Source organism: Sphingomonas sp. (genome assembly GCF_029239295.1).
Taxonomy (GTDB): domain Bacteria; phylum Pseudomonadota; class Alphaproteobacteria; order Sphingomonadales; family Sphingomonadaceae; genus Sphingomonas.
In genome coordinates this window covers 109597-122641 of the sequence record NZ_JAQZBC010000009.1, presented here as the reverse complement: position 1 = coordinate 122641, position 13045 = coordinate 109597, and the positions used below count along the sequence as shown (strand labels likewise).

The 13045-nt window shown below is 65.3% G+C and carries 18 protein-coding genes and 1 pseudogene; 11 read left to right on the top strand and 8 right to left on the bottom strand.

The window, feature by feature from the left end:
• Positions 1 to 428: helix-turn-helix transcriptional regulator (locus K0S66_RS10840; protein ID WP_301075399.1), on the bottom strand; the 428-nt coding region annotated here is incomplete at its 3' end.
• An 81-nt stretch (positions 429 to 509) separates the two neighbouring features.
• On the opposite strand from K0S66_RS10840, the gene K0S66_RS16805 reads away from it, so the two are divergent.
• The 9 genes from K0S66_RS16805 to K0S66_RS10805 all read left to right on the top strand — a co-directional run bounded on the left by K0S66_RS16805 (position 510) and on the right by K0S66_RS10805 (position 7340).
• Positions 510 to 836, top strand: a complete 327-nt coding sequence (locus tag K0S66_RS16805; RefSeq protein WP_366520816.1) for a YdaS family helix-turn-helix protein — start codon at positions 510 to 512, stop codon at positions 834 to 836.
• The gene (locus K0S66_RS10835; protein ID WP_301075398.1) at positions 833 to 1330 is read left to right on the top strand and encodes a hypothetical protein; all 498 of its coding nucleotides are present in this window, start codon (positions 833 to 835) and stop codon (positions 1328 to 1330) included. Before K0S66_RS16805 ends, K0S66_RS10835 begins: the two co-directional genes overlap by 4 nt.
• 26 nt (positions 1331 to 1356) lie before the next feature.
• Positions 1357 to 1674: an ogr/Delta-like zinc finger family protein gene (locus K0S66_RS10830; RefSeq protein ID WP_301075397.1), complete on the top strand. Its 318-nt coding sequence runs from the start codon at positions 1357 to 1359 to the stop codon at positions 1672 to 1674.
• A gap of 102 nt (positions 1675 to 1776) precedes the next feature.
• Positions 1777 to 4509 (top strand): toprim domain-containing protein, encoded by a 2733-nt coding sequence (locus K0S66_RS10825; protein ID WP_301075396.1) that lies wholly within the window; start codon positions 1777 to 1779, stop codon positions 4507 to 4509.
• Between the two features lie 11 nt (positions 4510 to 4520).
• Positions 4521 to 4985, top strand: a complete 465-nt coding sequence (locus K0S66_RS10820; protein WP_301075395.1) for a hypothetical protein — start codon at positions 4521 to 4523, stop codon at positions 4983 to 4985.
• Positions 4986 to 5104: 119 nt separating this feature from the next.
• Positions 5105 to 5350, top strand: coding sequence for a DUF2312 domain-containing protein (locus K0S66_RS10815; RefSeq protein WP_301075403.1), 246 nt, complete (start codon positions 5105 to 5107; stop codon positions 5348 to 5350).
• A gap of 17 nt (positions 5351 to 5367) precedes the next feature.
• The gene (locus tag K0S66_RS10810; RefSeq protein WP_301075394.1) at positions 5368 to 5820 is read left to right on the top strand and encodes a hypothetical protein; all 453 of its coding nucleotides are present in this window, start codon (positions 5368 to 5370) and stop codon (positions 5818 to 5820) included.
• A 222-nt stretch (positions 5821 to 6042) separates the two neighbouring features.
• On the top strand, positions 6043 to 6351 hold the full coding sequence (locus K0S66_RS16800; RefSeq protein WP_366520815.1) for a helix-turn-helix domain-containing protein: 309 nt from the start codon (positions 6043 to 6045) through the stop codon (positions 6349 to 6351).
• Positions 6234 to 7340, top strand: coding sequence for a tyrosine-type recombinase/integrase (locus tag K0S66_RS10805; RefSeq protein WP_301075393.1), 1107 nt, complete (start codon positions 6234 to 6236; stop codon positions 7338 to 7340). The genes K0S66_RS16800 and K0S66_RS10805 overlap by 118 nt, the downstream gene beginning before the upstream one ends.
• 198 nt (positions 7341 to 7538) lie before the next feature.
• Here K0S66_RS10805 and K0S66_RS10800 read toward each other — a convergent pair whose 3' ends face one another.
• The 5 genes and pseudogenes from K0S66_RS10800 to K0S66_RS16790 all read right to left on the bottom strand — a co-directional run.
• Positions 7539 to 7985: a DUF1178 family protein gene (locus tag K0S66_RS10800; RefSeq protein ID WP_301075392.1), complete on the bottom strand. Its 447-nt coding sequence runs from the start codon at positions 7983 to 7985 to the stop codon at positions 7539 to 7541.
• Complete coding sequence (locus K0S66_RS10795; protein WP_301075391.1) at positions 7982 to 8806, bottom strand: carbon-nitrogen hydrolase family protein; 825 nt, start codon at positions 8804 to 8806, stop codon at positions 7982 to 7984. Before K0S66_RS10795 ends, K0S66_RS10800 begins: the two co-directional genes overlap by 4 nt.
• A 2-nt stretch (positions 8807 to 8808) precedes the next feature.
• The gene (grxC, locus tag K0S66_RS10790) at positions 8809 to 9066 is read right to left on the bottom strand and encodes a glutaredoxin 3 (protein ID WP_301075389.1); all 258 of its coding nucleotides are present in this window, start codon (positions 9064 to 9066) and stop codon (positions 8809 to 8811) included.
• Between the two features lie 31 nt (positions 9067 to 9097).
• Positions 9098 to 9556, bottom strand: coding sequence for a phosphoribosyltransferase family protein (locus K0S66_RS16795; RefSeq protein WP_366520818.1), 459 nt, complete (start codon positions 9554 to 9556; stop codon positions 9098 to 9100).
• Positions 9557 to 9631: 75 nt separating this feature from the next.
• A pseudogene (locus K0S66_RS16790) lies at positions 9632 to 9823 on the bottom strand (double zinc ribbon domain-containing protein); the annotation flags it as partial.
• A gap of 45 nt (positions 9824 to 9868) precedes the next feature.
• Here K0S66_RS16790 and K0S66_RS10780 point away from each other — a divergent pair.
• Positions 9869 to 10705: a methyltransferase domain-containing protein gene (locus K0S66_RS10780; RefSeq protein WP_301075387.1), complete on the top strand. Its 837-nt coding sequence runs from the start codon at positions 9869 to 9871 to the stop codon at positions 10703 to 10705.
• Positions 10706 to 10720: 15 nt separating this feature from the next.
• Here the strand turns inward: K0S66_RS10780 and K0S66_RS10775 are convergent, their stop codons facing one another.
• Complete coding sequence (locus tag K0S66_RS10775) at positions 10721 to 11110, bottom strand: MerC domain-containing protein (protein WP_301075386.1); 390 nt, start codon at positions 11108 to 11110, stop codon at positions 10721 to 10723.
• A gap of 144 nt (positions 11111 to 11254) precedes the next feature.
• On the opposite strand from K0S66_RS10775, the gene K0S66_RS10770 reads away from it, so the two are divergent.
• Positions 11255 to 12295 carry a COX15/CtaA family protein gene (locus K0S66_RS10770; RefSeq protein ID WP_301075385.1) on the top strand — a complete coding sequence of 347 codons (1041 nt, stop codon included), beginning with the start codon at positions 11255 to 11257 and terminating at the stop codon, positions 12293 to 12295.
• Positions 12296 to 12307: 12 nt separating this feature from the next.
• On the opposite strand, the gene K0S66_RS10765 is transcribed toward K0S66_RS10770, so the two are convergent.
• Positions 12308 to 12961 carry a sulfite oxidase-like oxidoreductase gene (locus K0S66_RS10765; protein ID WP_301075383.1) on the bottom strand — a complete coding sequence of 218 codons (654 nt, stop codon included), beginning with the start codon at positions 12959 to 12961 and terminating at the stop codon, positions 12308 to 12310.
• Positions 12962 to 13045 lie beyond the last annotated feature (84 nt).

The following is a 13045-nucleotide window of genomic DNA, read 5'->3' as shown; positions in this document are numbered from 1 at the left end:
GGCGACATCGAGTTTCCGCGCCCCCGTGCCCACGCAAGCTCCTGCGGAGCGGTGCTGGTGAGCGACTCGAGCCATCGCCTTGGAAAGTGGAGGACGTCGACATGGACCGGATCAGAAGCAAATGTCAGCCCCATGCCGTAGGCCATGTCCACAGACGCGATGCTGACGAGATCTAGGCGATCAGCCATCTCGCCTTCAGTCAGCTCCGACGAGGCGCGAGGCGCTGGATCGTTTGTGTCGCCAAGCAAGAACGCCGTTGTCGTCCCCAAGGCTTCGGCAATATCCGGTAGGAACCGAGACCTTGAGGTGCGGCCGGTCAGTATCTGGCTGATCGCTCCCTGCGTGCAGCCCACCTTGGCGGCGAGTTCAGCCTGCTCGATGCGTGCCCGCCCCATGGCGGCTTTCAGACGATCCCCCAGCAAGCTCATTCGCCACCATACCGCGAAAAAATTAGGCGGCTAATGTAGTTTACTATTGTACTCGCATTAGTTCGGTAATATCCGTTGTTAATGTCGAGCCGATATGATCTTTCCGAGCAAGAGTTTGAGCAGGCTTTCGAGGCGTTTAAGCGCGCCGTGGCGGCTGCGTCGGGACAAACCGGACTCGCCAACATCTGCCGATGCACACAGGGCAACATTTCCCAGCTCCTCGCTAATAAGTCGCTTCTCCCGGAGCGCTTTGTGCTGAAGGTAGAAGCGGCGACTGGGATCAGCCGCGAGGAATTGCGTCCCGACATTTATCCGCCTGCAAGCCACCCCACCGCGTATCTAGCGGTTCGATCGCCAAGCGTCGCTTTCGGAACGTCCCCAGTATTGAAGGGGGCGCACAGCGCATGACGCAGCTGCGCGCGCCCCTCACCTTCCCAGCCGCGATGACGCGGATCGCTGGTGTCATCGGCTGGCCTGCCTGCGCAGCGCTCGCCCGGCGCAACGAGCGTACCGTGCGCTACTGGTCGGAGGATGGCTGCAACGCCACCCCGCCGATCAATCTGGCGCTGGCCTATGACGACGCCTACCAGGCGGCGGGCGGCGACGGCGCACCCTTCCTCGACGCCTTCGCGCATCAGCTGCAGGTCTCTCGCGATCAGCACGACGCCTGTCGGCGCGAGCTAGCCGTCGCTGTGGCCGACGCATCGTCGGAAAGCGGCGAAGCCGTCGCAGCCGCCATCACCCTTACCTACACCAACGCCTCGCCGCGCTTGGCGCTTCGCGCGCTCGCCGAGGCAGAGCAGGCGCACAGCGCCTGGGGGCGCCTGATCCGGCGCCTGACACCCTTCCTTCCGACCGGCACGGGGCCGATCGCAGGGGATACCGGGGGCACCCACCAGTGAAAGAACGCCGTCCTTACCCGCCGCGCATGCCGGCCATCGCCTGCCCGCACTGCCAGTCACGCTCGATCGTGCGCAACAGCTGCGAGGTCACGCCCATGGTCCGCGAGCTGCGGCTGACCTGCGAGAACATCGATTGCGGCCACGTCTTCGTGGCGCAGCTGTCGGTGATCCGCACGCTTCGTCCAGCCGAACAGCCGAACCCGACCGTGCGGATTCCGTTCGGCACCTGGCGCAGCCAGCCGGCCACGCCTGCCAACGATGATAGCCCTCCGCTTCCCGCCAACGATGACCACGGCATCGGCATCGCGCTCGCCGCGATGCTGGACGCCAACATGACCACCTGACCCACGCGGCCCGGCACCGCGCTCTCCTTCGCTGCCTCCTCCCCGCTGAAAGCATCCGCTTTCGGCAACGCCCCCCGCTTGCCCTGAAAGATCACACCGCCCGTGCAACCCGACGTCCTCCGTGAAGTCCTCACCTGCCTGAAGCGTGATTACGGCTTCAAGGAGAAGGGCCGCTATCTGCAGGAGGGGAAGTGCCCCGCCTGCGACAAGAAGGAGCTTTTCACCTGGGCGGATAAGCCGTTCGTCCTGCGCTGCGGCCGGGAAAACCGCTGCGGCGAGACGTTTCAGGTCAAGCCGCTCTATCCCGAGATCTTCGACGACTGGTCGAAGCGGCACGTCCAGACGCGCGAGAACCCGAACGCTGCGGCCGACGCCTATCTGCAGCATGCCCGCGGCTTCGATCTCATGGGCCTGCGCGGCTGCTACACGCAGGAAGTCTATCACGATCCGAAGCTGGGCATCAGCTCGGCGACGGTGCGCTTCCCGCTTCCCGGCGCACCCAACACCTATTGGCAGCGCCTGATCGATCAGCCCGCCCGCTTCGGGAAGAAGAAGGCGGTTTTCGCCTACGGCTGCAAATATCAGGGCCTGTGGTGGACGATGCCGGCGCACAGCGTCGACATCCTCGCCGGCGCGAAAGAGATCTGGATCGCCGAGGGCATTTTCGATGCCATCGCGCTGAACCAGTCGCCCGCTTTCCGTGATCGCGGCGCCATCGCCGTCAGCACGCTGTCGTGCAACAACTGGCCGGGCACCGCGATCGACGATCTGCGCAGGGCCGCTGCCGATGCCGGCCGCGCCACGCCGAAGCTGGTCTTCGCCTATGACGTCGGCAAGGCCGGCGTCCGGTACGCCCGCGAGTTCGTGAAGAAGGGCCGCGACGCCGGCCTCGTCTGCGGCGCCGCGCAGGTCCGCCCCGACGGCGAGGGCGACAAGGCCGACTGGAACGACCTGCACCAGGCGGACAAGCTCACCGCCGAGGATCTCGAAACCTACCTGTGGAACGGTGACGTCACCATCGCCGCCAGCGCGACCGAGAAGGCGATGCTGATCTACAAGAAGGAACGCTACGCCTCCTTCCCGATCACCTTCGCCGGCAAGCAGATGTGGGCAAGCTTCTCCATCGAGCGGATCAACCAGATCCAGCAGATGTGGATGGAGAGCGACGATCCCGAACACGCCCACTTCAAGGATATGTCCTCGCAGGCGCGGTGGGATCTCGCCGCGGAAGAGGCCGTCGATGTCGACGAGCTGGCGAATTGCACCTTCCGCACCCTGTATTTTCAGCGTGACCCGAACCTTGAGGAAGGCGCCTACTTCCTCCGCGTCGACTTTCCGAAGGGGCGGCACAGCGTAAAGGCCACCTTCTCCGGCTCGGCCTGCTCGACGAACGGGGAGTTCAAGAAGCGCCTCGCGTCGATCGCGCCCGGCGCGCAGTGGACCGGCAACCAGTTCCAGATCGACCGGCTGATGCAGCTGCAGTGGACGTCGATCAAAATGGTCGAGGCGATCCAGCACACCGGCTATTCGATTGAGCACGGCGCCTGGATCTTCGGCGACATCGCGGTTCACAAGGGCCGCGTCCACGAGCCGAACGAGGAAGAGTTCTTCACCCTCGGCAAGCAGTCGGTGAAGCTGCGCACGTCGGATCGGCTGCTGCGGATCACCTACGACGCCGACAAGCTCAACCTGTCATGGGTGGCGCCGCTCTGCACCGCCTATGGCGTGAAGGGCATCGTCACCCTCGCCTTCTGGACGCTGAGCCTCTTCGCTGATCACGTCCGGCGCGAACAGGACAGCCTCGCCTTCCTCGAAATGACTGGCCTGCCCGGCACCGGCAAGACGACGCTGCTGGAGTTCCTGTGGAAGCTGCTCGGCCGCTCCAATTACGAGGGCTTCGATCCGACCAAGGCGACCAACGCCGGCATCGCCCGCACGCTCGGCTCGGTCGGCAACCTGCCGGTCGTTCTGATCGAGGCCGATCGCGGCCAGGACGCGCCGCACGGCCGCAAGTTCGAATGGGACGAGCTGAAGACCGCCTATAACGGTCGCGCCGTCCGCACCCGGGCCATCGCCAATGGCGGCATGGAAACCTTCGAGCCGCCCTTCCGCGGCGCGATCGTCGTCGCGCAGAACGACACGATCGAGGCGTCGCCAGCGCTGCGTGAACGCATCATGGCGATCCACTTCGACAAGAGCCTCTTTAGCGTCGACGGCAAGCGTGCCGGCGAGCTGCTCGCTCGCATCGATGTCGAGGCCGTGTCGGGTTTCATCATCCACGTTGTGCGGCGCGAGGAAGAGATCCTTGCCGCCTACCGCGACGCCTTCCGCCACCACGAGGCGCGAATGCTGCGTCATCCCGGCATCCGCAACGGACGCCTCGCGAAGAACCACGCCCAGCTCGCCGCCATGCTCGATGCCATGCGATTGGTCGTCACGAACCTGACGAACCCGCAGGTCGAGCAGGCGCAAGCCTTCATCCTGACCATGCTCGAAGAGCGGCAGCGCGCGGTCGAAAGCGATCACCCGCATGTCGAATGGTTCTGGGAGCGGTTCGACTATCTGAACAACCCGATCGGCACGAACGCCGGCGCCGCGCCGCTCGATCACAGCCGGACGCCCGACGTTCACGCGATCAGCCTGGTCGATTTCGAAAAGCGCTGTGCCGACAACGGCCTGCGCCTCCCGTGCACCGCCAACGAGCTGAAGAAGCTGCTGAAGACCAGCAAGCGCCGCAAATTCGTCGACACGAAGACCGTCAACAGCCGGATCGTCGATCGCGCCGTGAAGTGCTGGGTCTTCCGCAATCCCGATCACCAACCCGCCGCCCGCTGAAAGGAGCTACGATGTTGCACGCCCTCACATCACGCCGCACCGGCAAGTCTGCCAGTGCCTCTGCCCTTGCCGAGGTGATGACGCCCTCGCTCTACCTGCGCCTTCGCCGCGAAGCCGCTGGCCTCTCCCGCATACAGGTCGCGCAGCGGCTGTATGACATCCAGATCAAGCGCGTGTTCGGCGACCGGCGTCCTCGCCGGCTCTACGACAGCGTCGCACAGGCTCTCGCCACGGTGCGGCAGCTGGAGGCACCGGGCGCCTACGCCAGATATCGGCCGATGATCGACTTCCTCGGCGGGGTCGTGCCGCTCGACGTCGACGTCTATCACCAACTCCGCAACGAGCCGGCCGATCGTCACCCGCTGGTCTGCCGCGGCTGCGGCTGCTCGATGCACGATGCCTGTGGCGGCGCCTGCACGCTCACCGGCCGGATCTGCAGGTATTGCGCGACCGGCGCCCGAAAGATCGCGGCATGAACGCGCTCGTCACCATGCGCCAGGTGCGCGGCGCCGGCGGCGAGGTCCGCCACGTTCCCACGACCTACGTCCCGCCAGCGGCGAAGAAGAAGGGCCGGAAGCAGCACGTTCCCGATCCGATCAAGACCAGCGGCGAAACTGCTGCCGAGGAACTGCGCCTGCTGATCGAACGCGCGGAGCGGATCGAGGAAGAAAAGAAGGCCATGGCCGACGACCTGGCCGACGTCTTCGCCGAGGCGAAGAGCCGCGGTTACGACCCCACGGCGCTCAAGAAGATCATGTCGATCCGCAAAAAGAAGCGGGAGGAATTCCAGGAAGAGGAATCGATCCTCGAAACCTACATGCAAGCGCTGGGAATGCTGTGATGCAGGAGCCGCGTTTCATGCATGATCGGCCGGCGCTTGCCGCTGTCGCCGCCTACCTCCACCAGCAACGCGTAATCGGCTATCCCGATCTGATCGCCGCGGGCAAGATCAGCCAGGCTGCGGCCGATCGCACGCTGCGGATCAGCAATGCCATCGCTGCCGACTGGGCGGCGATCGCCGCGATCGAGCCGGCACCCGATTGGATCGCCGACCCTGATCGAGGCGGCGCCTTCAAGCGCGAGCGTGTCGAGACGCTCGGCGCCATGGCGATCCGCACCCGCACCGCTGCCGACGAGGCGCCGGAAGACGAGCGTCTCCGCGACATCGCAGACTGCGTCGACGCGCTGCTGTGGTGGGAGGACCGGCACCCGTCCGCCCGCTGGCTCGCCGACATGACGATCGAGCTGCGCGCCCGCGCTGCGGCCGATCGCGCCTCCCGCTCAACCGCCAGCCTTGGAGCTGCCGCATGACCACCGACACCGCCGCTAAGAGCCGGCTGAGGATCGCCGCGATCATCATCCTCGCGATCCTCTGCCTCCCCGTCACAGTCACCTTGCTGCTCGCCAGCATGAAGGAAACTCGCTGATCGGCGACCGGATCAACGCCTCGCCGGGACTTCCAATTTCCTACTCGAAAGCACGAACAATGATCCCCTGCGGCTCGATCACGAGTCCGACCCGAGATCCCGCCCAATGACGTCGGCGCCAATTCGGTGCGGCATCGCGGAAGCGAGGAACATCACCGGGCTTTCCTACAGAACCCTTCAAGATCTAGCATCGCGTGGAGCGATTCCCGGCGCCTCGAAACCGTCCGGGCGATGGCTGTTCGTGGTGATCGATCTCAAGCGATGGTCGACCCGCGTCAATCGGGCGAAGAAGCACCAATGCCGAAGAACATCTACGAGCGGGGCGGAATCCTCTGGGCGCGTTTCAAGGTCAACGGCGTCGAGTACCGAGAAAGCCTACGAACACGCTCTGAGAAAGTGGCGGAGAAACGCCTGAAGGCACGCCGCGAGGAGATCGAGAACCAGGCGCACTATGGCTTTGCTGGGCCCATGAACTGGGTGCAGGCCTTCGTCTCCTGGACCCAGGCGATGGAGGCCGACGTGCGGGCCAAAGCGATCAGTCCGAAGACTGTCCTTCGCTACACCGTCAGCCTCAACGAATGCCGGCAGTGGCTCGACCCGTTTGAGGTGCACCAGATCAATGCCGAGCGGCTGCGCGAGCTGGTCAAGGGCCGCAAGGCGCAGCACGTCACCAACGCGACCATCCGCCGCGATCTGACGGCGATCTCCAGCGTTCTGGATCACGCAATTGAAGAGGGGTGGGTCGATGAGAACGCGGCTCGCGCCTACCCGCGCAAGCGTCTGCAGGAGCGTCGCGACCCGATCGTGCTTCCTACCCAGAGCGACATAGATCTGACGATTGGCCGCCAGCGCACGCGATTTGGCGACATGATGTTGCTGGCGCGTGAGACTGGCATGCGTGAGGAAGAGATCGCCGGCTTGGAACACACCATGCTCGATCTCGCAAATCGCCATGCGACGGTGATCGGCAAGCGCAACCGAATGCGCACAGTGACCTTGTCTGCCGAGGCGGTCGCGATAATCCAGCGCCAGCCGCGCCAGCTCAAATGCCCGTATGTGTTCTACCACCTGGAGGAAGACGCCGAGGGCCGCCCGGTCGCGAGCCGCTACCGCAACGTCGCCTCGAACTTCGCCGATTACACCGCGCGCGCCGAAAAGCGCGCGGCTAAGGCAGGCATCGCTTATCGCCGCTTCAGCTTTCACCACCTACGTCACCTGTTCGCCGTCGAGTACCTGCGCGACGGCAAAGGCGGGATTTACGACCTATCGCGCGAGCTGGGGCATAGCAGCGTCAAGACCACCGAGATCTATCTGGCCTACCTCACACCCGAACAAGCCGCACGCGCCCAGACGGGGGTGGCACAAAAGAGGGCACACAAGCGACGGTCTGCCACAACAGACTAGCTAAAAACCGGCAGAAAAGCTGGGTTTTTTCGCCCTCAACCCCGCCCCGACGCGGGGTTTAGGAAACCGTCGCTCTATCCTGCTGAGCTACGGGGGCAATGCGTGTCCTGCTACGGCCGGCGCAATGGCGGGTCAACTGCGGCGATTCCGCCACCTGCCGTAACAGCAAAATCCTATACAGCGGCGAAACGGCGCTGCTCAATTCGCCTTTTCGGGCGGCACCACCGGTAACGGCAACGGAGCAATCGGCACGCCTTCCTCGACCAACGCCTTTGCCTCCGCCAGCGTCGCCTGGCCGTGGATGGGCTGATCCGGCTGGTCGCCGGAATGCATTGCGCGAGCCTCGGTTGCGAACCGGTCACCGACCCAGCGTGAACCTTGCAACGCCTTGCGCTGAGCCTCTGCAAGCACCTTGAGCGCCGATTTTACCGCATCCGGCATCGGGGCGGGCGGCGATGCTGCGGGCGGACGACTGTTCCCCTTGGGCGAGACATTGGGCGCCATCACCGCCTTATCGACACCGGTGTCGCCGCACATCGGACAGGCGACCAGCTTGCGCCATCGCTGATCTTCATAGACACCGGACGAACTGAACCAGGCCTCGAACACATGCCCCGCGCCGCAGCGCAGATCGAACACGATCATGGCACCACCCGCACGGGGGGGATCTCACGACGATGTTCGGTAACAGGAATACGCTGGCGCACGTCGGAGACCTGCTGCGGGTCGATCGCCACTACCGCCAAGCCGGGGCGCTCGCCCATGTCGGACAGCACCGCGCCCCAGGGATCAATTGCGAGCGAATAGCCATAGGTCTCGCGCCCGTCCTCGTGCCGACCCGTCTGAGCCGCAGCAATCACGAAGGCGGCGTTTTCGATCGCCCGCGCCTGCAGCAATATGTGCCAGTGCGCGGCGCCTGTCGGACGCGTGAACGCAGCCGGTACGCTGATGATCGTAGCGCCCGCATCGCTCAGGCGCTGGTAAAGGCTCGGAAAGCGAATGTCGTAACAGATCGACAGGCCGAGATCGCCGAGCGGCGTGCGCGCCACCACCGCCGTGTCCCCGCCTACATAGGCGGCGGACTCGCGCCAACTCTCACCCGTCGGCAGATCGACATCAAACAGGTGCAGCTTGTCGTAGCGGCCACGAACCTCCCCGCTGCCGTCAATGACGAAGCCGCGGTTCGCCAGCCGACCGTCATCACGCCGCACCGCCAGGCTGCCGAGATGCACCCAAAGGCCAGATTTCGCCGCGGCATTGCGCACGGCCGCGAGTACCGGGTCATCCTCCTCAGCGGTGATGGAATGGGCGGCGCGTGCCCGATCCCGATCGATCAGGCCCGACATTTCCGGCGTGAAAAGCATCGTCGCGCCGTCCCCTGCCGCCTGGCCGATCGCGTCGGTCAAGGTGCGCGCATTGGCCGCGGGATCGATCCCGCTGGTCATTTGCAGGATGGCAGCGCGCATCGTCAGGAAGTGAGAAGCGGGTCGAGCTTGCCCGCGCGGTCGAGCGCGGCAATGTCATCCGATCCGCCGACATGGCGCCCGTCGATGAAAATCTGCGGCACTGTGGTGCGCCCACCGGCGCGATCGATCATCTCGACGCGTTTCTCCCCGCCGAGCGTGATGTCATATTCGGTCGGCTCGACGCCCTTGCTTGCGAGGAGCTGCTTCGCGCGGACGCAATAGGGGCACCACGCCTTGGTGTAGATTTCAACACGGGCCATGGGGAAGACGTGTGGATGCGCCGCGCAATTGTCAATCATCGCCATCTGCAATCACGCGCGCCCAGCACAGCACCGCGACGCGCGCAGCGCCGCCAGCATGAAGCGCCGCGATGCAGGCGTCGGTTGTCGCCCCGCTGGTATAGACATCATCGACCAGCACGATCCGCTTGCCCGCAACGCGGATTCGCAGCGTGTGCGGCACCTCGAATGCACCCCGTACGGTGCGTCGGCGACCTGCCCCGCTCTGCACACGCAAGACGGGGGTCGCACGGCGGCGAACCAGCCCGTGAACGTCGATCGGAACCCCGCTAAGCCGCCCCAGCGCGCCGGCGATCAGGCCGGCCTGATTGTACCCGCGTGACCATAAGCGCCATCGATGGAGCGGCACGGGGATCAGAAGATCGGTATCCGCTGCCAGGTGGCGGACCATCAGCCGCGCCGCCGTCTCGGCAAAAGCCGCGCGGCCAGCGTATTTCAGCCGCAGCGCCACCGTTCGTGCTACGGCCCCATAGGCGACCGCCGCATCAACGCTCCCGTGCCGGGGCGCGGCTGCCAGGCAAGGACCGCATCGCGTGCCGGGCTCCGGCTCATGACTGAAGGGCATATGGCAGGCCGCGCACCAGGGCGGCCCCAGGAACCGCAACGATCCCCAACACGCCGCGCAGAAGCGGTGATCATTATCGGCAATCGCGCCACATCCTGCGCACCGCGGTGGCAGCGCCAGAGAAAGCACCGGCTGAAGCAGCTTGGCGAGCATTGTCCCTGCTTGTCGCGCGGCGCTGCCGGGCGCACAAGCCGCGCGATGACGGCTCCCGAAATATTTGACCGAGCAGCGCGACGTACTCGACGCGACCGTGCTGCATCCGATTTCGCAGCGCATGATTTCATCCGCGCTACCATGCTGGATGGCATCGCCGAGCGACTCGACAGCGTGAAGCGATCGTTCACCGATGTTCTCGATCTCGGCAGCTTTGACGGCAGCTTTGCGGCGCCGGCCGGCGCTCGGATCGCGCGGCTGGATGCGGGCTTCCGGTTTGCGCGCCAGTCCGGCGGCGTGCAGGGCGACGAGGATCGCCTGCCGTTTGCCGATCACTCCTTCGACCTCATCGTGTCGGCTGGCGTCCTCGATCAGGTAAACGACGTGCCCGGCGCGCTTACCCTCATCCGCCGCGCGTTGCGACCGGACGGTCTGTTCCTCGGCGCTTTCCTGGGCGCTGGCTCGCTTTCCACCTTGAGAGCGGCCTTTCGCTCGGCAGAAGCGGACCGCCCCACCGCGCGATTCCATCCGCAGATTGACGTCAGGTCTGCGGGCGATCTGCTGATGCGCGCGGGCTTCGCGTTGCCGGTGGCGGATGCCGAGCCGCTGCGTGTTCGCTACGGCAATGCCGGGCGATTGTTCGATGATCTGCGCGGGATGGCAGCCACCAACCTGCTGATCGATCGTCAGCCACTTGGCGCGGTGACCGTGGCCCGCACCGCCGCGGCGTTTGCCGAACTGGCCGACCCTGACGGCCGGATTGCAGAACGGTTCGAAATCATCTTCCTGACCGGCTGGGCGCCATCTCCCGATCAGCCAAAACCGGCACGGCGGGGCAGCGGAACGGCATCGCTCGCAGCAACGCTCCGGCCACCCGGCTGAGCTGCACTCAATTGATTACGCGTTGGCGCGCCGGTTCAGATCGTGGCCCAACGCCAGCAGACCGACACCGACAATCGTCCAGAACGCCTCACCGGTATGCACCAGCCCCGCATCGTGCGGCAGCGTCAGCGCGCCGGCCATGATGCCGAGGCCCAGCGATCCAACACCGATCGGCCAGAGGTTGCCATGCTGCAATGCGCCGCGGCCCAGGCCGATCGCACCCAGGATGATGGCGATCATCAAGCCGACTTCGTGGAAGACCGGGTCCACCATCATGCCGCCGACCGCCGACAGCATCGCGATCAGCACCGCGCTCGCGATGCAGTGAACGACACAAAGCCCGGACACGATGATCGCCAGGCGATCGAGTCGGGAGGTGCTGGCGGGATGCGTCAGGGTTGCCATCGCCGACGCATGTAGCGCCGCACGGGACAGGATACAACATCACATCGAGATTAATGTCGCTTCGCTTCGACCACGCCGTCGTATCCCGATGATCCGCGCGGGACGCGCCATTGCGACAATGATCCCACGCTTCTAGATGGCTGCATGCTCAAGCCCAGTCCTGGCTTTCGCGTCTCACCGCGGCCACTTGCCTTGGCGCGATGGCTTTACGTCGTCGCCGCCCTCATCGTCGCCATGGTTGCCGTCGGCGGCATCACGCGCCTGACCGAATCGGGACTGTCGATCACGCAGTGGAAACCGATCACCGGGATCATCCCGCCCCTGAACGAGGCGCAGTGGATGGCCGAATTCGCTCATTATCAGCGCATTCCCGAATATCAGCAGATCAACCAGGGCATGACGCTGGACGGCTTCAAGGAGATATTCTTCTGGGAATATGTCCATCGCTTGCTCGGCCGGGTGATCGGCCTGGCCTTTGCGGTGCCGCTGCTATGGTTCGCGATCAAGCGGCAGATCCCGCGCGGCTACGGGCCTCGCCTGCTGGCGCTACTCGCGCTCGGCGGGCTTCAGGGCGCGATCGGCTGGTGGATGGTCGCTTCCGGCCTGTCGGTGCGTACTGATGTCAGCCATGTCCGGCTCGCCGTTCACCTCTCCGCCGCACTTGTGATCCTTGGCGGCGTCGTCTGGACGGCGCTCGACCTGCGCGATCTGGCGAGAAATCCGCTCGCCCAGCCGTCGCGGTTGCGGCCACTGGCGGCGGTGGCCATGTTGCTCCTCGGCGTGCAGATCTTCATCGGTGCCTTCACCGCCGGTCTCAACGCCGGTTACGCCTTCAGCACCTGGCCGTTGATGGGCGACACCTTCTTCCCTGTCGGCGCGCCGATGCTCGAGCCGGCCTGGCGCAATCTCGTCGACAATCCGATCGTGGTTCAGTTCGTCCACCGCTGGTTCGCCTTTGCTGCGGCGGCCGCCGTCGTATGGCTGGCGTTCGCTGCGCGCCGGCGGGGCGCGGTGAATGCCTGGGGCGCGGTCATCCTGCTGACCGGGCTCCAGATCCTGCTGGGCATCGCTACCCTGCTCACCGGCGTCGATATCACGGTGGCAGTCGCGCATCAGGTGAACGCCGCCATCCTACTGATCGCCGTGGTCGCCGCCGGTCACACGCTGGGCCGCCGTTCCGCGTAGCGGAAATGGCGCTCAGCTGTAGCGCTCCTCTGCCCACGGGTCGCCGCGGCGGTGATAGCCGTTCACCTCCCAAAAGCCGAGCCGGTCAGCGCCGAGGAACTCGATGGCGCTGATCCACTTGGCGCTTTTCCAGAAGTAGAGGTGCGGGATCACCAACCGTGCCGGGCCGCCATGCTCACGCGTGAGCGGCTTTCCCTGCCAGCCATGCGCGATCACCGCATCGTCCGCGGCGAAATCAGCCAGCGGCACGTTGGTGGTATAGCCGTCATAGCCGTGCAGCATCACGAACGCCGCCTCGTCGCGCGGCTCGACCAGATCAAGCAGCGACTGCGTTGCGACCCCGGCCCACTCATTGTCATAGCGTGACCAGGTGGTGACGCAGTGGATATCGGTACGCCGCGTCTCCTGCGGCAGGGCCTGGAACGCCGCCCAGTCGAGCGTGACCGGCCGCGCTACCAGCCCCTTCACCGTCAGCCGCCACCGCTCGACCGCGACGGCGGGCTGCCGCCCCAGATCGAGCACTGGCCAGTCGCGCACGAGATGCTGCCCCGGCGGCAGGCGATCGTCGCCATGACGCGGCGTTCCGGTGATGAACTTGCGCACACTCGCCCAGTGCTGCTTCGATCGGGTCAGCTTCGTCTCGTCGGGAAGCGGCTCCTCATCCATGACACCGATCCTCCTCGAGCTGCGGCATTTCGTCCCGCCGCCTTTGATCTAAAGCTCGTTGCCCGCGTTGTCAGCCTTGAACGG

Coding starts and splice junctions, on each gene's coding strand:
- K0S66_RS16805 (WP_366520816.1), top strand. CDS start 510: ATGTCGAGCCGATATGATCTTTCCGAGCAAGAGTTTGAGCAGGCTTTC.
- K0S66_RS10835 (WP_301075398.1), top strand. CDS start 833: ATGACGCAGCTGCGCGCGCCCCTCACCTTCCCAGCCGCGATGACGCGG.
- K0S66_RS10830 (WP_301075397.1), top strand. CDS start 1,357: ATGCCGGCCATCGCCTGCCCGCACTGCCAGTCACGCTCGATCGTGCGC.
- K0S66_RS10820 (WP_301075395.1), top strand. CDS start 4,521: ATGTTGCACGCCCTCACATCACGCCGCACCGGCAAGTCTGCCAGTGCC.
- K0S66_RS10810 (WP_301075394.1), top strand. CDS start 5,368: ATGCATGATCGGCCGGCGCTTGCCGCTGTCGCCGCCTACCTCCACCAG.
- K0S66_RS16800 (WP_366520815.1), top strand. CDS start 6,043: ATGACGTCGGCGCCAATTCGGTGCGGCATCGCGGAAGCGAGGAACATC.
- K0S66_RS10805 (WP_301075393.1), top strand. CDS start 6,234: ATGCCGAAGAACATCTACGAGCGGGGCGGAATCCTCTGGGCGCGTTTC.
- K0S66_RS10800 (WP_301075392.1), bottom strand. CDS start 7,985: ATGATCGTGTTCGATCTGCGCTGCGGCGCGGGGCATGTGTTCGAGGCC.
- K0S66_RS10795 (WP_301075391.1), bottom strand. CDS start 8,806: ATGCGCGCTGCCATCCTGCAAATGACCAGCGGGATCGATCCCGCGGCC.
- grxC (WP_301075389.1), bottom strand. CDS start 9,066: ATGGCCCGTGTTGAAATCTACACCAAGGCGTGGTGCCCCTATTGCGTC.
- K0S66_RS10780 (WP_301075387.1), top strand. CDS start 9,869: ATGACGGCTCCCGAAATATTTGACCGAGCAGCGCGACGTACTCGACGC.
- K0S66_RS10775 (WP_301075386.1), bottom strand. CDS start 11,110: ATGGCAACCCTGACGCATCCCGCCAGCACCTCCCGACTCGATCGCCTG.
- K0S66_RS10770 (WP_301075385.1), top strand. CDS start 11,255: ATGCTCAAGCCCAGTCCTGGCTTTCGCGTCTCACCGCGGCCACTTGCC.
- K0S66_RS10765 (WP_301075383.1), bottom strand. CDS start 12,961: ATGGATGAGGAGCCGCTTCCCGACGAGACGAAGCTGACCCGATCGAAG.